The 17,704-nt window shown below is 44.1% G+C and carries 23 protein-coding genes and 1 pseudogene; 3 read left to right on the forward strand and 21 right to left on the reverse strand.

Annotated features, from left to right (window positions below; genetic code table 11):
- Window positions 1-2: 2 nt before the first annotated feature.
- The 16 genes and pseudogenes from folD to QFZ81_RS21590 form a co-directional block, all read right to left on the reverse strand.
- Window positions 3-870: pseudogene (gene folD / locus QFZ81_RS21515) on the reverse strand (bifunctional methylenetetrahydrofolate dehydrogenase/methenyltetrahydrofolate cyclohydrolase FolD).
- Window positions 871-943: 73 nt separating this feature from the next.
- Entirely contained in the window at window positions 944-1,402 is a 459-nt protein-coding gene (gene nusB, locus QFZ81_RS21520; RefSeq protein WP_307441605.1) for a transcription antitermination factor NusB, read from the reverse strand.
- Window positions 1,403-1,544: 142 nt separating this feature from the next.
- Window positions 1,545-1,772 carry a DUF2273 domain-containing protein gene (locus QFZ81_RS21525; protein ID WP_307441604.1) on the reverse strand — a complete coding sequence of 76 codons (228 nt, stop codon included), beginning with the start codon at window positions 1,770-1,772 and terminating at the stop codon, window positions 1,545-1,547.
- Between the two features lie 14 nt (window positions 1,773-1,786).
- Entirely contained in the window at window positions 1,787-2,347 is a 561-nt protein-coding gene (gene amaP / locus QFZ81_RS21530; protein WP_173184387.1) for an alkaline shock response membrane anchor protein AmaP, read from the reverse strand.
- Between the two features lie 88 nt (window positions 2,348-2,435).
- On the reverse strand, window positions 2,436-2,849 hold the full coding sequence (locus QFZ81_RS21535) for an Asp23/Gls24 family envelope stress response protein (protein ID WP_057306418.1): 414 nt from the start codon (window positions 2,847-2,849) through the stop codon (window positions 2,436-2,438).
- 167 nt (window positions 2,850-3,016) lie between these two features.
- On the reverse strand, window positions 3,017-4,375 hold the full coding sequence (gene accC, locus QFZ81_RS21540) for an acetyl-CoA carboxylase biotin carboxylase subunit (protein ID WP_307441601.1): 1,359 nt from the start codon (window positions 4,373-4,375) through the stop codon (window positions 3,017-3,019).
- Between the two features lie 104 nt (window positions 4,376-4,479).
- The gene (accB, locus tag QFZ81_RS21545) at window positions 4,480-4,977 is read right to left on the reverse strand and encodes an acetyl-CoA carboxylase biotin carboxyl carrier protein (RefSeq protein WP_057306420.1); all 498 of its coding nucleotides are present in this window, start codon (window positions 4,975-4,977) and stop codon (window positions 4,480-4,482) included.
- A 156-nt stretch (window positions 4,978-5,133) separates the two neighbouring features.
- A complete protein-coding gene (locus tag QFZ81_RS21550; protein ID WP_307441599.1) occupies window positions 5,134-5,880 on the reverse strand; it encodes a SpoIIIAH-like family protein in 747 nt (248 codons plus the stop codon).
- Window positions 5,881-5,915: 35 nt separating this feature from the next.
- Window positions 5,916-6,554 (reverse strand): stage III sporulation protein AG, encoded by a 639-nt coding sequence (gene spoIIIAG, locus QFZ81_RS21555; RefSeq protein ID WP_057307059.1) that lies wholly within the window; start codon window positions 6,552-6,554, stop codon window positions 5,916-5,918.
- Between the two features lie 4 nt (window positions 6,555-6,558).
- Window positions 6,559-7,308 carry a stage III sporulation protein AF gene (gene spoIIIAF / locus QFZ81_RS21560; RefSeq protein WP_307604628.1) on the reverse strand — a complete coding sequence of 250 codons (750 nt, stop codon included), beginning with the start codon at window positions 7,306-7,308 and terminating at the stop codon, window positions 6,559-6,561.
- Between the two features lie 12 nt (window positions 7,309-7,320).
- Complete coding sequence (gene spoIIIAE, locus QFZ81_RS21565; RefSeq protein ID WP_307604631.1) at window positions 7,321-8,520, reverse strand: stage III sporulation protein AE; 1,200 nt, start codon at window positions 8,518-8,520, stop codon at window positions 7,321-7,323.
- Window positions 8,521-8,543: 23 nt separating this feature from the next.
- The gene (gene spoIIIAD, locus QFZ81_RS21570; RefSeq protein WP_307441594.1) at window positions 8,544-8,933 is read right to left on the reverse strand and encodes a stage III sporulation protein AD; all 390 of its coding nucleotides are present in this window, start codon (window positions 8,931-8,933) and stop codon (window positions 8,544-8,546) included.
- A 10-nt stretch (window positions 8,934-8,943) separates the two neighbouring features.
- A complete protein-coding gene (gene spoIIIAC / locus QFZ81_RS21575; protein WP_029197158.1) occupies window positions 8,944-9,147 on the reverse strand; it encodes a stage III sporulation protein AC in 204 nt (67 codons plus the stop codon).
- Window positions 9,148-9,209: 62 nt separating this feature from the next.
- Window positions 9,210-9,728 carry a stage III sporulation protein SpoIIIAB gene (gene spoIIIAB, locus QFZ81_RS21580; protein WP_307604633.1) on the reverse strand — a complete coding sequence of 173 codons (519 nt, stop codon included), beginning with the start codon at window positions 9,726-9,728 and terminating at the stop codon, window positions 9,210-9,212.
- A gap of 6 nt (window positions 9,729-9,734) precedes the next feature.
- On the reverse strand, window positions 9,735-10,718 hold the full coding sequence (spoIIIAA, locus tag QFZ81_RS21585) for a stage III sporulation protein AA (RefSeq protein WP_307441591.1): 984 nt from the start codon (window positions 10,716-10,718) through the stop codon (window positions 9,735-9,737).
- A gap of 72 nt (window positions 10,719-10,790) precedes the next feature.
- A complete protein-coding gene (locus tag QFZ81_RS21590; RefSeq protein WP_079409538.1) occupies window positions 10,791-11,054 on the reverse strand; it encodes a YqhV family protein in 264 nt (87 codons plus the stop codon).
- Window positions 11,055-11,390: 336 nt separating this feature from the next.
- Between QFZ81_RS21590 and comA the strand changes: the two genes are divergently transcribed.
- From comA to QFZ81_RS21605, 3 genes are all read left to right on the forward strand, one after another.
- Window positions 11,391-12,194 carry a phosphosulfolactate synthase gene (comA, locus tag QFZ81_RS21595; protein WP_307604635.1) on the forward strand — a complete coding sequence of 268 codons (804 nt, stop codon included), beginning with the start codon at window positions 11,391-11,393 and terminating at the stop codon, window positions 12,192-12,194.
- Window positions 12,195-12,197: 3 nt separating this feature from the next.
- Window positions 12,198-12,920 carry a 2-phosphosulfolactate phosphatase gene (locus QFZ81_RS21600; RefSeq protein WP_307441586.1) on the forward strand — a complete coding sequence of 241 codons (723 nt, stop codon included), beginning with the start codon at window positions 12,198-12,200 and terminating at the stop codon, window positions 12,918-12,920.
- Window positions 12,921-12,992: 72 nt separating this feature from the next.
- Window positions 12,993-13,457: a DUF441 domain-containing protein gene (locus QFZ81_RS21605; protein WP_307441584.1), complete on the forward strand. Its 465-nt coding sequence runs from the start codon at window positions 12,993-12,995 to the stop codon at window positions 13,455-13,457.
- Window positions 13,458-13,465: 8 nt separating this feature from the next.
- Here QFZ81_RS21605 and QFZ81_RS21610 read toward each other — a convergent pair whose 3' ends face one another.
- From QFZ81_RS21610 to QFZ81_RS21630, 5 genes are all read right to left on the reverse strand, one after another.
- Window positions 13,466-14,722 (reverse strand): aspartate kinase, encoded by a 1,257-nt coding sequence (locus tag QFZ81_RS21610; protein ID WP_307441583.1) that lies wholly within the window; start codon window positions 14,720-14,722, stop codon window positions 13,466-13,468.
- A 134-nt stretch (window positions 14,723-14,856) separates the two neighbouring features.
- Window positions 14,857-15,420, reverse strand: coding sequence for an elongation factor P (efp, locus tag QFZ81_RS21615; protein ID WP_307441582.1), 564 nt, complete (start codon window positions 15,418-15,420; stop codon window positions 14,857-14,859).
- A gap of 15 nt (window positions 15,421-15,435) precedes the next feature.
- Window positions 15,436-16,509, reverse strand: a complete 1,074-nt coding sequence (locus QFZ81_RS21620) for a M24 family metallopeptidase (protein ID WP_307441581.1) — start codon at window positions 16,507-16,509, stop codon at window positions 15,436-15,438.
- 15 nt (window positions 16,510-16,524) lie between these two features.
- Window positions 16,525-16,956 (reverse strand): type II 3-dehydroquinate dehydratase, encoded by a 432-nt coding sequence (gene aroQ / locus QFZ81_RS21625; RefSeq protein WP_307441580.1) that lies wholly within the window; start codon window positions 16,954-16,956, stop codon window positions 16,525-16,527.
- Between the two features lie 79 nt (window positions 16,957-17,035).
- Window positions 17,036-17,527, reverse strand: coding sequence for a YqhR family membrane protein (locus tag QFZ81_RS21630; RefSeq protein ID WP_307604637.1), 492 nt, complete (start codon window positions 17,525-17,527; stop codon window positions 17,036-17,038).
- Window positions 17,528-17,704 lie beyond the last annotated feature (177 nt).

Raw genomic sequence — 17,704 nt, forward strand, 5'->3', positions numbered from 1 at the left:
AATTAAACGCTCACATTCGCTTTAGCTGCGCGACTAGCTGCATCAACCGTGTTGCGAAGCAGCATGGTAATCGTCATTGGACCTACGCAACCTGGTACGGGTGTGATTGCACTTGCAATCTCTTTTACCGCTTCGAAATCAACATCCCCTGTCAGTTTACCGTCAGCAGGACGATTCATCCCCACATCGATAACGACAGCACCAGGCTTCACGTGTTGAGCTTTAATCAAATGAGCTTTACCAACAGCAACAACAAGAATATCCGCTTGTTTCGTGATTTCCTCCATATTCGGAGTACGAGAGTGGACAACGGATACCGTCGCGTGCTCGCGCAGAAGAAGCATAGCCATTGGTTTGCCTACGATGTTGCTTCTTCCTACAACTACAGCGTGCTTACCAGCTATTTCGACCTCCTGTACGTTTTAGAATTTCGATAACACCATGCGGTGTACATGGTTTCATACCGTCTTTGCCAATCATCAAGTTACCGACATTAATAGGGTGGAAACAATCCACGTCCTTAAGCGGATCAATTTCATCAACAACTGCTTCTTCATTGATATGCTTAGGCAGCGGTGATTGAACAAGAATGCCGTTAATTCGGTTATCGCTATTGAATTTATGAATAAGTGCAATTAACTCTTGCTGCGTTGTATTTTCCGGTAAACGATGTACTTCGGAATAAATCCCTACATCATCGCAGGCTTTCGCTTTATTTCTTACATATACCTGTGAAGCCGCATCTTCTCCCACAATAACAACGACAAGACCAGGCTGGTTGCCTTGCGCAGTAAGCACGGCCGCATCCGACCTGATCTCCTCACGGATGGAACTCACGAGTTCTTTCCCATTAATAACTTTTGCAGACATGTTATTTCCCCCTAAGAGTTTTGTGAAAAACGTTTGCTATGCTATATATAAATGGTTGAATAATCAATGTTAATTAGGACGGTGTTACTTTGCCCTTTAAATCTTCAACTTCTTTAATCATTTTACCAAGTACACCGTTAACGAACTTGCCTGACTCCTCCGTGCCATAATGCTTGGCCAAATCAATCGCCTCATTGACGACAACTTTAGGTGGAACATCATCTCTGTACAGCATTTCATACACAGCCAAACGCAACACTTCACGATCAATCCGTGAGAGCCTGTCCATCGCCCAACCTTTTAAGTACTCTTCAAGCAGTTCATCAATTCTAACTTTGTTACTGTATGTACCCTCAACGAGTTCAACAATGTATAGAGGGTCAATTTTATCTCCGGAAAAATTCAACTCTGTTTCATTATCATGCTCTGCTTCATGAATCGCAATTTGGACAGCTTCCTGAGGTGTAGCCTCATTCATCTGGATTTGGTAAAGGCTTTGTACGGCAATTTCTCGTGCAATTCTGCGTTTCATTGTGGTCCTCCTAAAAGTTTTCGCCAGAAAACTGACTTCTTAAGCAATCATGGATGTAACTCGTCCTAAAAAACTCTTTTTACTAGTATACGTCATATTGGAATGAATCCAAACAAAAAAATCCATGGTAGAACCAGGGATTTTAGCGAAACATTCTCCATTTTTGCGTGAGATAGCGCCAAATGTCTTCAAGAATGACGAAACTTTCTTTCCGATCCAGTTTGTTCCCTACATAAAGGCCGAGCAGAACAATGAATCCAAAGATCAACATATCCCAAAAACCAAAAAATAAATAAATGAAGCCGAAGAAAACGCCTGCTGCCACTCCGATCACTTTGCCCCTATGGGACTCCCACAGCTCATTCCACATGAGTGGGTTCACCTCTATTCGACTCGGCTTTTAAAAGTTGGGGCTGATTGCACGATGTTCGCTACGAATACGGTTACGGAAGCTACAGGAATGCCAGTAATATCTTCGATGTAACTTTTCACAGTACTTTGCATCTCTTCAGTAAGTTCAGGAATCGAACTTTCCCCATCTACAATGGTTCTGATCGTAATTTCTAGACCTGATTGATTCACCCTAACACGGGCACGTAGATCTTTGGCACCTTTGGTGCGACCAGCAGCTTTCAAAGATAAATTCTCAACCGTTTCTATCGAGATGCGAATATCTCCGAAATCCGTTCGTTGATCGATGGATGGCGCTTGAGAACGACCGCGGCGCAGCGTTAAAATGAGGAAACGAACAGAGATCAACAGCATGATCAAACTGATGATAATCGCTGGGTATGCAAAGCTTTTTTCGAAATAAAAATTACTTAGCATTTGACCTGCTTGTTCTAACGGGATCCAGCTCGAAGCTGTGAACAAAACAACGATAGAAGCAACTAGAATAATTAGGCTATAGAGAAGTAGCAAGAGCCTGTCCACAATTTTACCCACGTAAGCTTGTCCCCTTCCTATAGTTAGAGGAAACCCCCTGCAACCTGTAGGGGGTTTCAATTGATCCATATGGATGCAGCAATTCCGCCTATTTCACACGATGGGCAGCTGCTGTTTCTTCTTCAACCGGTTTATCTACCTGTTTAAAATGAACATCATGAATATGAACGTTAACTTCAACAACGTTTAAGCCTGTCATCGATTCAATTGCCTGCTTCACATTTTGTTGAATGTCGCTTGCAACTTCAGGAATCCGATTGCCATATTCAATAATGATGGAGACGTCAATGGCTGCTTCACGTTGTCCGACTTCTACCTTTACGCCTTTGGACAAATTCTTACGTCCAAGCAATTCAGCAATGCCGCCAGCTAATCCGCCACTCATCCCCGCTACTCCTTGCACTTCCACCGTTGCCAAGCCGGCAATGATTTCGATAACCTCGGGGGCAATTTGGATGCTGCCCATGTCTGTTTTGACGTAATCCGGAGCGATTGTGCTCATTGTGGCACCTCCTTAGAGTTTTGCGCCAGCAAAACTGGCGTCGTAAGCATAACTGAGTTTGTGAAACAAACTTGTTTCATAAGCATTCCCTTGCTTGATCCATGGTTTGGATAAGCCATCTTAATTTATTACTATACCATTTCACCAAAAATATGACAAATGTTTGTCTAAGATTCTGGATCATTCACATCATGTTCTTCCAAGAACTTAATATCATGGTCACCCTTGATAAATTTCTTGTGCTCAAGCAGCTTTAAATGGAATGGAATCGTCGTGTTCACACCATCCACCGCAAACTCGGTGAGCGCTCTTTTCATGCGGGCAATCGCTTCTTCTCGCGTATTTCCCCAAACAATAAGCTTAGCGATCATGGAATCATAGTGTGGCGGGATTGTGTAGCCCGGATATACCGCGCTGTCAACACGAACACCAAAACCACCTGGCGGCAAGTAAAACTTCACTTGACCCGCTGAAGGCATGAAGTTCCGATTCGGATCCTCCGCATTTACACGACACTCTATAGCCCATCCATTAATGCGGACGTCCTCTTGTCCAAAAGATAATGGATTACCTTCTGCAACATGAATCATCTCTTGGATGATATCGATTCCTGTAATCATTTCGGTTACGGGATGCTCAACCTGAATTCTCGTGTTCATTTCCATGAAATAGAAATTCCCATCAGGGCCAAGTAGGAACTCAAGAGTTCCAGCACCGGAATAATTAACGGCTTTCGCTGCACGAACGGCTGCTTGCCCCATCGCTGTGCGTGTTTCAGCTGTCAGAATTGGGCAAGGAGCTTCCTCAACAAGCTTCTGTCTACGGCGCTGTACGGAACAATCACGCTCACCTAAGTGAACAACATTACCGTGTTTATCAGCAATAATTTGAATTTCAACATGCTTCATGCCAGTCAAGTATTTCTCTAAATATATACCTGCGTTGCCAAAAGCATTTTGTGCTTCTTGCTGCGCTGCCGTAATTTGCTGTACGAGTGTTTCCTCGTTCTCAGCAATACGTATACCTTTACCGCCGCCGCCTGCAGTCGCTTTAATGATAATCGGGTAACCGATATCTCTAGCAATGACGATCGCGTCGTCAATGTTCTCAACCAAACCGTCCGAACCTGGAATGATCGGTACTCTCGCTTCTTTCATCGTTTGCTTGGCAACCGCTTTATCACCCATCCGGCTTATCGCATCTGGGGATGGACCAATAAATGTAATATTGCAGCTTTCGCAAATTTCAGCGAAGTCCGCATTTTCTGCTAAGAAGCCATATCCCGGATGGATCGCATCACATTCTGTTAGCGTAGCAACACTCATCAAGTTCGTGAAGTTCAAATAGCTGTCCTTGGAGGCTGTTGGCCCAATACAATAGGCTTCGTCGGCTAGACGCACATGAAGCGCATCGCGATCAGCTTCTGAATAAACAGCCACTGAATAAATGCCAAGCTCGCGACAAGCTCGGATAATACGAACAGCAATTTCTCCGCGGTTCGCTATTAGGATTTTATGAAATTTCATTATTTTTCCTCCTAAGAGTTTTCCGTTAGGAAAACTTGCATCATAAGCGTGTATTGAGTTTTGCTCAAGCAAAACTGCGTCATAAGCATAAGCTTACTAATCGCTTACTCTGGTCTAACTAAAAATAAAGGTTGACCGTACTCAACAAGCTGACCGTTATCTACGAGCACTTCAACGATTTCACCTTTAATTTCAGCTTCGATTTCATTCATCAATTTCATAGCTTCCACAATACAGACGACGTTTTTGTCGCCTACTTTGGAGCCAACACTTACGAAAGGAGCAGAGCCAGGAGAAGCAGACTGATAGAAGGTTCCTACCATCGGTGAAACTATCTTATGTAAAGATGAGTCCTCTTGCTTAGCATGTCCAGTAGTCGCAGGGATCGAAGCTTCGAGAGCGGCAGCAGGTGCTGTGTTAGCAATGCTTGCTTGACCGATCGGAGCATACGTGTGTTGAACGGGGGCCGTTACATAGACAGACTCCGTTTTATTCGGCTTGCGAATAGAAAGGCGTGCACCTTCATTTTCGATTTCAAGCTCTTGTAAAGAGGATTGATCGACGAGTTTGATCAACTCTTTGATTTCACTCAATTTAAACATTCATGTCACTCCTTCAAGGTTGGTGAACCAGTAAAAAATGCGGTTTCATAGCCGCAACGTATGTATTATACCCATAAACGCAAGAAATGGAAAGAGTCCAGTTTGTCCGGACCCTTTCCATTGCCATCCCCAGCAGGCTAAACTCACCTCTTTTTACTAAGGACGAACATATTGAATCTTAATATTTTCCGGACCTGTACCAAGCTCTTTCATTACCATATCAACGATCGTTACACCTTGGCTTTTCTCCAATTTATCGCTTTGAACTGTCACTTTCCACTTGTTTCCATCTTGATTAATAATGGCTTGCGGGAAGTCTTTCATAAGCACATCTTGTAAATTTTCTACTTTTTCTTGAATATCTGTCAGCTTCGCTAAATCATTTGTCGCTTTAGCTACAGCTTCAGGTGTCTTCTTAGAATCGATAATGATTTCCATTAAATCCGAGGATGTTTTGCTGAAATAATCTCTTTGTTTCATTTGCTCATTCGTGAAATAATCGCTAGCTGATGTCGTTCTCGCTTGCTCCTCAACGATCTTCAGAACTTGATCATCCGTTTTAGCCGTATCTGGTTTAGTCGCTTTGGAAGCATCTTGCGTCGTTGTTGTTTTAGCATCGGTTTTAACATCTGTTTTTGCGTCTGTTTTTGTTGAATTTTGCGGTGTCACAGCTTTCGTGTCGACTTTTGCATCTCCACCAGTTGTCGCTTTCACATCTGTTTTAGCTGCGTTCGCAGGGTCAACCTGGCTCATATCAATCTTCACTTCTTGCGTTTTATTGATCGTTTCCGTTGTTGCTAAATCAAGCTTATTAACATCCTCTGTGAACAGATAATAAGCGGAAAGCACCACCATTAAACTAAGCATAGAAACGAGCCAAATTGTTTGTCTTTTCGCATTCATTGAAATTCCTCCTCAATTTTGATTTACTGCCACATTCATCCCCCAGTTTTACGGGGTAAAATAGAGATCCTACTCGCTTGCACATCAAGTCCTCGCTCTACAGCTTCTGTAATCATTTTTTTCACCGTGAGATTCTCGGCGCCTTTGGCGACAACGATGACGCCTCTGATTTTCGGTTTAATGTATTTGAGCACAAGCGGTTTCTGGTCACCAGACACTTGATAGACAACCACTTCACCACTCCGCGTTACCTGGGATATATTCCGTGTAGCTCCACCATTGTCGCGTTCTGTTGTCATTTGCTGATTGTCATTATAATTTTTGTCGACTGTCATTTCTTCCGTGGACTCAATTGTAACGAGCACTTCAACATCGCCTACGCCAACAATTTTCTGCAAAATCTCCTTCAACTGCGTTTGATAGGCCGCTTCATAATCGTGAAAGGTAGAATTTTCTTTGGATGTACTGTTGAGAAATGTTTCTTTGCTGGGTTGCGGAGAGGCTCTGCCCGCATTGATGGGATCAACATCTTTTACAGTCATAAATGCATTCATAATCATCAGCGCAGCTCCCAAGAGTCCAATCATAACGACCCACAAGAGCGTGTTCTTGCGTTTGGGTCCTCCCGGACCTCCGCCGAATTTGTGCTCCATCCATTGCAGCAATGTTCCCATCGATTCACCTCGCAATCCTTCCATTCCGTTGTTTCATTTGGATATCAATCTGTGCAGGCTCCACGATCCAATCACGCACGATTTTTTGCTTGAGATGGTCAACCTCTTGCTCTATTCGTGACGATAACTTAGGCAGAGCAGCTGCTTCTTTGTCACTGAGGTTACTTCCCTGCAGCTTCGTTGTTGGTTCGATCCGTATCGGATCAATTGGCTTGACTGGTTCCATGACAGCTATGCTTTTAGTGGTTGACGTTGATCGTACCTGTTTCGTCGCTTCTATATCATCAAGGGTTACCCTGACTTTCGTTATAGCGGGTTTCCCGTTATTGTCGATTTGCGCCAGCACCTGAACGTCTTGAATGATCAGCTCTGTTTGCTTCTGTAAATCCTCTTTCATCAGCTCAGCCAGCTGTGTTTGAATCATTTGCTGTGATTGCTTTTGTCCTGCTTCTTGAAGCTTTTGAGCATCCTTCGTAATCACATCGAGCGATTTCATAAATGGATTTCCACTACCGCTGCTTGCAAGCATTGTTTTTTCGGTTTGCCGCTGCTCCGCTTGACCGATTAATTGATCGATGTCCCAATCCTTCTGAAACAATTGAAGTACCGGAGATAACAAAGTAAGCAGGATGAATAAACTCATAACCGTTTTGACATATCGCTGCATGGTATTACTGGGAAGTAGTAGATCAACAAATGTAGCCAACATAATGACCATGATGACGCTTTTTAGCCATCCCGCTAACCAATCCATAGCTGCCTCCTTTCACCGCATCATCACGGAGACATTACTGATCGCAATCATGATCGTTAGAGCTAGAAAGAACATTAAGCTGACGGCTGCCAGTGCCGCAAACACATAAACTAAGCTCTTACCTATCGTTTGCAAGCAAGCAATAATCGGACTATCTCCCAAGGGCTGCATGATCGCTGCGGATAAGTTATAGATGAAAGCTAGCGTTAAAATTTTGATAGCCGGAAACGCACACAACAAGATTAGAATGACAACCCCAACGAGTCCGATAGCATTTTTCACAAGCAGCGATGCCCCAATCACTGTCTCTGTTGCATCCGAGAATAAGCGTCCCACAACGGGGACAAAGTTTCCGGTAATGTACTTTGCCGTTCGAATCGCAACCCCATCTCTAACCGCTCCCGCAGTCCCTTGAATCGATATAACGCCGAGAAAAACAGTGACGAATACTCCCAGCAAACTTAAACTTATTGTGCGCAGCAGGTTCGCTAACTGGGTGACTTTGTATTTCTCGCTTAGGGAGCTTACGATGTGCAGGACAGCTGAAAAGAACAATAGAGGGAATATAAATACATATATCGCTGTGCCAACTGAATGGATCATGAACACAATCAGTGGATGTAAAATCGCCACAGAAGTGACATTGCCCATTGATGCCAAAAGAGTTAACAGCAAAGGTACAATGGCAATCATGAATTGAATCATGGATGAAATAGCCGTTTTAGCGTAACCGATTGCTATGCTGAAGCTGTTGATTGCTATAATAATTAGAACCATATAGGCAATTGAATAACCAAGCTTGCTGACCGTATTTCTTTCAAAGGAGCTTTGCAGCGTTTCGAGAATCATACTGAAAATCGTCAGGATAACGATCGAAGCAAGCAGCTTTCCATTAATGATGATTTCGTGGAACACATAGCTAAGCAACCCTTTGAAAATGCTCTTCATGCTAATGCCCTTGGTCCCAAGAAGCAATTCCATGAAGGTTGGCGTCTTACTTTCAGGGAAGTAACCGCCGTAATCCTTCATGAGCTTATCCCAGTATTGTTCAACAGGTTCCGTATTCAGATGGTTGGCCTGCTCCTTGATAATGACATCCGCAGGCGATTCGGCGGCCATATTGCCCGTCAATCCAAGCCACAAGCCCATTGTCATTATGAACAAAATGATCCAGCGGTTGTTCAGCTTCTGGTGCGAATAAAGTAGATTCATAAATGTCACTCCTCATGGATCATCTAAGCAGGGAGCAGTTTAACGACGGTCTCTATGATGACTGTAATGATTGGAATAGCCATCACCATAATGAGCACTTTCCCGGAAAGCTCGATCTTGGAGGCAATGGATTCTTGACCGGCATCTCGCACGATTTGAGCACCGAATTCAGCGATGTAAGCAACACCAATGATTTTCAGAATCGTTTTGAGAAAAACCATATTGATGCTTGACCTTTGAGCTAAATCCTCGAGCACCTGGATGACAGAAGAAATTTTACCGATGAGGAACAAGAAAATCATGATGCCCGTAAATGCTGCCAACAAGAAAGCGAACATTGGCTTCTGCTCTTTGATGATGAGCGTTAATATCGTAACGATGAGTCCTAAACCTACGATCTGGATGATTTCCATCAGGCCCACCTCATTGGAATAGGAAGATCGTTTTGATTTCTTTAAATAAATGATCGAGCATACTGACGACCATAAAGAGCACGACCACGAAGCCAATGACCGTGACCCAGTGTGCCATATCCTCTTTGCCCATCTGCTTGAGCACCGAATGGATCATCGCGATGATGATACCGATGCCGGCGATCTGGAAAATGGCATTCACATCTACGTTCATTCCAGGCACCTCACTCTGTTGACAAGGAACTCACTTGTACGGCCAAGTATCCCTTGCTACCATTAATACATCAATATCACGATCAATGCTCCGATTAAGACACCGAGGCTTTTCCACATTTTCTCGTAGCGCCGCTGTTCTTCCCTAGACTCGGTTTCTTCTGTTTGAAGTTGGCTAATCGCGAGCCGTAAATGCTTGATTTGATCACTTCGATCTGTGAGTCCAAGAACGGCTCCTAGCTGCAGCACCACTTCTTGTTCCGCTTGCTTCATCGAAGTTCTTATCCATACATCATTGACACTCCATTGCCAAATCTCACGGGTGGATTTACCGTCACTCTTCAATAAACGCTCTGAAGTTATTCGAAATAAGGAAGAAAGCGGTTCTGCAACCTGCTTGCTGAGTGAGGCGAATGCTTCAGGCAGCGGTGTGAGTGCGTACATGATTTCCGTCTCCATTCTCCCTAATGCACTGATAAGACCACGGATTTGCTTGGGACGTCTTATATAGTGCGCAGCCTTTAGGAAGCCAAACAATGTGGCAGCACCGATAATAAGAACCCCTCCGACAAATTTCAGCATCTAACATCATCCTTTACGCACAGGATAGAGTTCCAAGGGCTTGCCCTGACAATCTAAGATACGATAGGAAGCTTGTGCACCTTTTCTTCTATGCAGGATGACATACCTCGTGAATACACCCTCTTCCAACAGCTGTTTCAGAACCGGCCTCCTGCGTACATCCTCATAATCAGCACCATGCGCAGTGGCTACGACGCGAATCCCCGTGTGAACAGCTTCATGGATGGCGTCCGCATCTTCTGGACGCCCAATCTCATCCACAATCAGGACATCTGGCGATAACGACCGAATCATCATCATCATGCCTTCCGCCTTCGGACAACCATCCATAACGTCAGTTCGTGGCCCCAGATCGAATCTGGGCACCCCTTTGACACATGCAGCCAGTTCTGATCGTTCATCCACCACTCCCACTTTCTTACCAGCCGTCGAAACGTTATTCGTCCCCCACTCTCCCCGGCTAATCAATCTAGCCAAATCGCGGATCAGCGTTGTCTTCCCATGCTGCGGAGGTGAAATGATGAGCGTATGATGGATGCTTCTCAGTATAGGATCGAATAGCTGTGGCAACACCTCTCGGCCGACCCCTTGGATCTCGCGGGCAATCCTTATGTTGAAAGAACTCACATCACGTATTTGCTTGACATGTCCCTGATCCAAAACGGTTCGCCCTGCTAGTCCTACTCGATGGCCGCCAGCAATCGTTATATAGCCTCTACGCAGCTCTTCCTCGAAGGTATACAAGGAATGATTCGTGAGCATCTCTAGTAACGTTAGACAGTCCTGCCGTGTCGGCTTATATGCCTTCGTTTCCTGAGTCAACATCTCCCCCCGTTCACCCACAAAGGTATAACGGTCCCCCCAGCTAATCTCAAGGGGCCGTGACTCTCTCACCCTGATTTCTTCAACACTAGCTTGTACGTCCGGCGGTAGTCCGGCTAAGAGAAATCGGAAAGTTTGAGGCAGCAAGTGCGTAATCGAATCAAGCATAGGGAGACATCCCTCCAAGTTGTCCAGTCTTCTATACTCATTTCTATGCTTAATAGAAAGAAATATGACCGATTACTTTTTTAAAATACCAATAAAGAGGCAGCTTACTCCCGCAATCACCCACAGCATTTTGCCATATGATAGTTTCTCTGCTATTCCTACTAATCCAATCGTCGTTGTTGCTAGTAATACTAGAGGACCTACTAGAGCCAGCCCTGAGTTCACCAGCAGCGCCTTCTCCACCGTCGCCAGCCTCAGCATCAAGATCGCTGCGATAATTTCGATACTCCCCGACATCATCCTCAGCGAAGCCATCGTTAGGACAATTTTGTTCATTTCTTTCTACTCCTCCTCGTAAAAATGTTTGAGCTTTATGTGTCGTCGAATATTTAGTGGAGCGGATTTATAAAAGGCCGGAAGAGCGACTTTTGTAAAGCTGTTCCTACCAACTCAATCCAATAAAAGGAACAGCTTTACAATGGAGTCCTGGAGGTTTTTATAAATTCGCGGAGTGACCGTTTATTCGACAGAACGCATAAGGTAGGGTCAAAGCTTTTTACCCTACCTTATGCAAGCTCGTCTGATTTTAGGCATGCTGGGCACCTCCATTTGTCAAGATGCATATGCTGAACACAGAATTGAACCTTCAAAGGACAGTGAGGAGAATTACAGATGGAAGTGACCTCTCATTTGAAATGGAACCCCGTTCTAGCCGATCCCACAGGACAAAGGCAGGCTAAACCAAGAACGCTGGGTAAAACGATGGTGATGGATAAAGGATTAGGCTTGAACGCTTTTCAAGATCTGCTCAGCACGTCAAGCAGCCATCTGGATATGATCAAGATTGGCTTCGGTACCTCGCCGCTTTATCCGTTACACGTACTTAAAAGTAAGATTAACTCAGCAAAAGAAAACGGCATATGCATTTACCCGGGTGGTACCTTTCTGGAGGTTGCCATCAGACAGAATGCAGTAAGCTCTTTTTTTGACATGCTTATCGCACTTGGTTTTAATGGTGTTGAAATTTCCGACGGGACGATTGAGATGGAGCGCAGACTTCGAAACGAGCTTATTGCCAGAGGATTGGAGGAGGGTTTCGAGGTCATTACCGAATATGGCAAGAAAGGCTGGGGATCCTCCATTGAGTTGGAGGAATTAATTGAAACGGTCTTGATCGACACGGAACTCGGGGCAAAAATGGTTACCATTGAAGCCCGGGAGTCAGGCATGGGCGTCGGTATTTTTGATCATAACGGGAAATGTAAAGACGACGAATTGCAAAGAGTGCTTTCCGCAATTCCCGGACAGCAGCTCTTATGGGAAGCACCGCTCAAAAGTCAGCAGGTGCATTTAATTAACATGCTAGGCCCCAACATCCACTTGGGCAATATTCCACCGGATGAGTTGATTGCGTTGGAAGCATTACGGAGAGGACTCCGTTCCGATACGTTGTCTTTGGGTACCAGAAAGGATTAAAAGATGCATATCGAGGTTGTCGCCAACATCGGCGAAGCTAGAAGTGACGAATTTCTTCATAAAACCGTCATTGTCGTTGATGTTTTACGTGCAACTAGCACGATCATCACCGCACTGGTTAACGGTTGCAAAGCCATTGTTCCTGTGGAAACAGTTCTGAAAGCCAAAGAGTTATTTCGTGAGGGTGATTTGCTTGGAGGCGAGCGTTTTTGTAAAAAGATTCCTGGTTTCGATTTCGGTAATTCGCCACTGGAATACACTAAAGCAGCCGTCCAAGGCAAGCGAATTATTCTCACAACCACGAATGGAACAAGAGGCATTCAGAAAGCGATGAAAGCTGATCACGTGCTAGCGGGAGCCCTATTAAATAGTAAGGCCTGTGCGAAGGCCGCGGTCGATTTCAAAAGGGACACCGTTATTTTATGTGCAGGAACCCAAGATGTTTTCTCAATGGAAGACGGGCTTTGCGCAGGTCTTATCCTTGAGGAATTATCCATTCTGCTCGGTGACAAAAATATGGCAGTTAATGATTTCGGCATGGCTGTTCGAGGATGTTATCTGCAATCGAAGGATACGTTATATGAAACAATATTAACCTGCAGTAATGGAAAGAAAATGAATAAGTCTGGTTCCCAGGCTGATTTGGTTTTGTGCGCAAAAACGAATACCACAGATCATGTTCCCATCTTGCAACGAGATCAGATGGTACTGCTTCACCACGGATAGACTCGCCTGCGTTCTAAATACATGCCCTTCTCATAAACTAAGATTGAAGTATGAGGACAAGGGGTTTTGATTATGAATGGCAATTTGCTCTTAGTTATTCTCATTATTATTGGACTCATTGGCCGATCACCCATTATTACGACTGCGGCTTGCATTTTACTTGCGATTAAACTTATTGGTTTAGATCGTTATTTCCCCACGATGGAGCGCAGAGGATTGGAACTTGGATTGCTGTTCTTGACGATTGGGGTCCTGGTCCCCTTTGCCAGCGAGCGCATCTCTATGAAGGATATCCTATCGGTATTCACCACTTGGCCGGGTATCATCGCACTACTTGGCGGAGCTATTGCTACTTATATGAATGGAAAAGGGTTGGAACTGCTAAAAATAGACCCACAATTAATTGTGGGTCTTGTGATTGGTTCCATATTTGGCATTATATTTATGCGCGGCATTCCGGTTGGCCCCTTAATGGCAGCCGGAATAACGGCTTTTTTATTAAAACTAGCTTATTTTATTTCGGATAAAATCGGTTAAGATTTCGATTATCTGCGATCTTCTGGTCCACCAACAAACGCTTGCTCCGTAGTGTCCAAGCCGTACGCTGTATGCAGAGCACGGATAACTTCGGTTAGGTTCGTGTTATCAACGACACACGACATTTTAATCTCGGATGTACTAACTAACGAAATTGAGATACCAAGATCAGAAATCACTTTGAACATCGTTGCAGCAACGCCTGGTGTACTTACCATGCCAGCGCCAACAATGGACACTTTCACAAGGTTCACTTGAGAAGTCACTTCACGATATCCGATGTCACCGCGAATTTGTTCAATGACGGTCAACGCTTTTTCACGATCTGCAAGGGTCGTTGTGAAAGAGAAATCAGCCGAACCGCCGATCACACCGCTTTGTACGATGATGTCGACATCAATTTGCTCTTCGGCAAGCGCAATAAACACTTTCGCCAGCTGTCCCGGTTTCTCAGGTACACCCAGAATACTAATTCTTGCCACATTCTTATCATAAGCGATGCCTCGAACGACGATTCCTTGCTCCATCACTGCTTCCTCCTTCACGTTGGTACCTTCATTGTAAGTAAAGCTGGAACGTACCACTAAGGTAACGTTATAATTTTTGGCATATTCTACAGCTCTTGGATGAAGAACAGCAGCCCCTAAATTAGCAAGCTCCAACATCTCATCATAGGAAATCTCATTTAGCTTTCTCGCAACCTTCACGATGCGCGGATCTGTCGAGTAAATCCCATCTACATCGGTATAAATCTCACATAAATCTGCTTTAATAGCAGCAGCAAGCGCAACAGCCGTTGTATCCGACCCGCCGCGGCCTAGTGTGGTAATCTCACCCGCTTCGGTCATCCCTTGGAAGCCGGCTACAATGACGACATTGCCTTGTTCTAGAGCCTTCAGAACACGATGTGGCTGAATATCCGTAATTCTTGCCTTACCATGAACCGGTTCCGTATAAATACCACTTTGCCAACCGGTATAAGAAACCGCCTGCTCACCCAAGTTATGTATCGCCATCGATAAGAGAGCTACCGATACTTGCTCTCCTGTCGTTAACAGCATATCCATTTCACGAGCCGGAGGGGCTCCATCGTAAATTTGCTTAGACAGGTCGATCAAATCATCCGTTGTATCTCCCATCGCCGAAACGACAACAACGCAGCTATGTCCTGCTTGTTTTCGCTCAACGATTCTTTTTGCAACACGCTTCATTCGCTCTGCATCACCGACAGAGCTTCCGCCAAATTTCATCACTATAAGAGACAAAGCTGACCCACTCCCAACGCATTCTAGTGCATAACAATTCAATATTATAGCATAAAATGTGACCCTGTGGTAAGAAATGCACGCTACATACAAAAAAACTCCCTGACTCGAGTGAGTCAGAGAGGCTTGTCCCATTAAGACTGGGCACGGGAGATGTATCTGCCATCTTCGGTATCAACCGTAAGAACGTCGCCTTCATTAATGAAAAGTGGAACCTGAACCATAAGTCCTGTCTCTACTTTTGCACCTTTAAGAGCGCCTTGCGCTGTGTTGCCTTTAATACCAGGCTCTGTTTCAATAACTTTCAAATCAACGCTTTTCGGTAGGTTGATTCCTAGAATTTCGCCTTGATAGCTCAAAATTTTGATATTCATATTTTCTTTGAGGAAGTTCAATTCCCATTTCAACTGTTCATGAGAAAGCGCGAACTGATCATACGTTTCTGTATCCATGAACGTATACTCGTCACCGCTTGCGTACAGGTACTGCATTTCACGGTTATCGATGTGTGCGCGGCCAACGTTCTCGCCAGCACGGAATGTACGTTCAACGGTATTCCCGTTACGTAGGTTTTTAAGCTTGGAGCGCACGAATGCTGCGCCTTTACCTGGTTTAACGTGTTGGAAATCTAGAACAGTAAAAATATCATGCTCAACTGTAATCGTAAGACCTGTTTTGAAATCGTTAACTGATATCACTTGTGAATCCCTCCGCTAGTCAATAATAAGAAAATCTTTGGTAGAATGTGTAAGTATTTTAATGCCGGTGTCAGTAATTACTGCGTCATCCTCAATTCGAACTCCACCAAAGTTGGGGAGATAAATGCCGGGTTCAACTGTAACCACCATACCTGGTGTTAAAATCATTTCCTCGGTTTTCGACAAGCGTGGATTTTCATGAACTTCCATGCCTAAACCATGTCCGGTACCGTGACCGAAGTAATCGCCATAGCCATGCTTTACAATAACATCACGTGCAAAAGCATCGCCCTCTCTGCCAGTGATTCCTGGTTTGAGATTGGCTAAACAGTTTAATTGGGCTTCCAGTACAATGTCATAAATTTCTTTATGTTTGTCTGTCGGCTTACCTAGCATAACTGTTCTAGTGATATCTGAGCAATACCCTTTATAATACGCTCCAAAATCCAATTTGACAAATTCGTTTATTTGGAGCACGCGATCACTTGCTTTGCCATGGGGAAGCGCAGAACGTTCTCCAGAGGCTACAATCGAATCAAACGATGTAGAAGTCCCCCCATTTTTGCGGATAAACATCTCGATCTCAAGGGCAATATCCTTCTCCTGAACACCTGGCTTGATGAAAGAAAGAATGTGGGAGAAAGTTTGATCAGCTAGATCGGCGGCTTCTTGCATAATCTGTAATTCCGCCTCATCTTTAATCATTCGAATTAACTCAACAACGCGTGATGTAGGCACCAATTCGATACCCGCTAATCCTTCTTGGTAATTTAGGAAATCACCATAGGATACATCCACTTGCTCGAAGCCAAGCTTCGTGATCCCTTGTTGCTGTAAGAGTTCCTTCACTGTTTCGATTGCTTTAGCTTTATGCTCAACAACTTCAAATAGCTTAGCTTGCTGAGGAGCTTGCGTCATATAACGAAAATCAGTTAACAATAAGGCACGGTCTAATGTTATAAGGACATAGCCAGAAGAACCAGTGAAACCAGATACATATGTACGGTTGTAAGGGTTCGTGATGAGTATTGCCGTTAAATCTTGCTGTTGCATAACTTTGCGAAGACGTTCAATACGTTTCTCCTGCATGAGATCACCAATCTTTCACATATGGGGTAATAATGCTCTTAAACCAAGTTCATAGCTTTGTGCACCGAATCCACAGATTTGACCGATAACGACAGGCGCTGTAACCGAATGATGACGAAACTCTTCGCGCTTATGTATATTCGAAATGTGAACTTCTACAGTTGGCAATTGAACCGTGGAAAGTGCATCGCGAATAGCATAACTATAATGCGTGAATGCTCCTGGGTTGATCACAATACCATTCTTTGTACCAAACGCTTCATGAATTTTATCAATAATATCGCCTTCATGATTCGATTGAAAACTTTCAAGCTCGATCGACAGCGCCTCAGCTAATTCATTCAAACCTTGAATAATCGTTGAAAGCGAAACCGTTCCGTACACGCCAGGTTCACGTACGCCGAGCATATTTAAGTTCGGACCATTAATGACTAGAACCTTTTTCAACAGGAAATCACTCCCAAGCATTTTTCATCGAAAAATGGGCTCTACAAGCCTATTTAACCTTGATATTTTACCATAACTTTCATGTCTTGTGTATAGGTCGTATTGTTCTTACATCCGTGTATTCAATAGAAATGGAATAACCTATAAACATTCCCCACAGTAGGAACAAACAAAAATCACTAAGAACGGTATCTAGATCCAGATCATGAATCCAATAGGTCATCCCTGATAATGGGCCTATGAGTAAATATATCGCTGCCCACCATAGAGCACCATACCCTAGCCCCCACCATGGCCCCTGAAGCTTCCACATCGTGACCATATAGATAAACGCAGCAACGATTGAAAATAAAGTGAAGAAACCCCATCCAATGAGCGTTCCCTGCCAAGTATGCAGAAAATCATGTTTGAAAAAAGGCTCTATAAGAAAACCGATTACAATCTTGGTAAATTTTAAATAGTACTCAACAATCTTGATTGCACCCCATATGAATCCAGCGAAAAAACCGATGTAAAGGGCAAATAACCAACGATTTGTAAGGAGTTTTTCTTCCTTATTATCACCTGTCATCCATTGTCTTCCTTTCTCTGCAGATGTTACTTGTCTTTCCTTAGGTAAGAATAGTATGTTCTACCGCTATCGGTAGCATTCAATCTACGAATCCGTTACAATAAGAAAGTACAAATAACCGAATTTGAGAAAGATAAGAAGGTGGATCTTGTGGCAGAACAAAACAGTATATACGGA

The organism is Paenibacillus sp. V4I9 (assembly GCF_030817295.1).
Taxonomy (GTDB): Bacteria; Bacillota; Bacilli; order Paenibacillales; family NBRC-103111; genus Paenibacillus_E.

Bases quoted from the DNA above. Each gene is read 5' to 3' on its own strand.
- nusB (WP_307441605.1), bottom strand. From the start codon at position 1,402: ATGAAACGCAGAATTGCACGAGAAATTGCCGTACAAAGCCTTTACCAA.
- QFZ81_RS21525 (WP_307441604.1), bottom strand. From the start codon at position 1,772: ATGTGGAATGAGCTGTGGGAGTCCCATAGGGGCAAAGTGATCGGAGTG.
- QFZ81_RS21535 (WP_057306418.1), bottom strand. From the start codon at position 2,849: ATGAGCACAATCGCTCCGGATTACGTCAAAACAGACATGGGCAGCATC.
- accC (WP_307441601.1), bottom strand. From the start codon at position 4,375: ATGAAATTTCATAAAATCCTAATAGCGAACCGCGGAGAAATTGCTGTT.
- accB (WP_057306420.1), bottom strand. From the start codon at position 4,977: ATGTTTAAATTGAGTGAAATCAAAGAGTTGATCAAACTCGTCGATCAA.
- QFZ81_RS21550 (WP_307441599.1), bottom strand. From the start codon at position 5,880: ATGAATGCGAAAAGACAAACAATTTGGCTCGTTTCTATGCTTAGTTTA.
- spoIIIAG (WP_057307059.1), bottom strand. From the start codon at position 6,554: ATGGGAACATTGCTGCAATGGATGGAGCACAAATTCGGCGGAGGTCCG.
- spoIIIAF (WP_307604628.1), bottom strand. From the start codon at position 7,308: ATGGATTGGTTAGCGGGATGGCTAAAAAGCGTCATCATGGTCATTATG.
- spoIIIAE (WP_307604631.1), bottom strand. From the start codon at position 8,520: ATGAATCTACTTTATTCGCACCAGAAGCTGAACAACCGCTGGATCATT.
- spoIIIAD (WP_307441594.1), bottom strand. From the start codon at position 8,933: ATGGAAATCATCCAGATCGTAGGTTTAGGACTCATCGTTACGATATTA.
- spoIIIAC (WP_029197158.1), bottom strand. From the start codon at position 9,147: ATGAACGTAGATGTGAATGCCATTTTCCAGATCGCCGGCATCGGTATC.
- spoIIIAB (WP_307604633.1), bottom strand. From the start codon at position 9,728: ATGCTGAAATTTGTCGGAGGGGTTCTTATTATCGGTGCTGCCACATTG.
- spoIIIAA (WP_307441591.1), bottom strand. From the start codon at position 10,718: ATGCTTGATTCGATTACGCACTTGCTGCCTCAAACTTTCCGATTTCTC.
- QFZ81_RS21590 (WP_079409538.1), bottom strand. From the start codon at position 11,054: ATGAACAAAATTGTCCTAACGATGGCTTCGCTGAGGATGATGTCGGGG.
- comA (WP_307604635.1), top strand. From the start codon at position 11,391: ATGGAAGTGACCTCTCATTTGAAATGGAACCCCGTTCTAGCCGATCCC.
- QFZ81_RS21600 (WP_307441586.1), top strand. From the start codon at position 12,198: ATGCATATCGAGGTTGTCGCCAACATCGGCGAAGCTAGAAGTGACGAA.
- QFZ81_RS21605 (WP_307441584.1), top strand. From the start codon at position 12,993: ATGAATGGCAATTTGCTCTTAGTTATTCTCATTATTATTGGACTCATT.
- QFZ81_RS21620 (WP_307441581.1), bottom strand. From the start codon at position 16,509: ATGCAGGAGAAACGTATTGAACGTCTTCGCAAAGTTATGCAACAGCAA.
- QFZ81_RS21630 (WP_307604637.1), bottom strand. From the start codon at position 17,527: ATGACAGGTGATAATAAGGAAGAAAAACTCCTTACAAATCGTTGGTTA.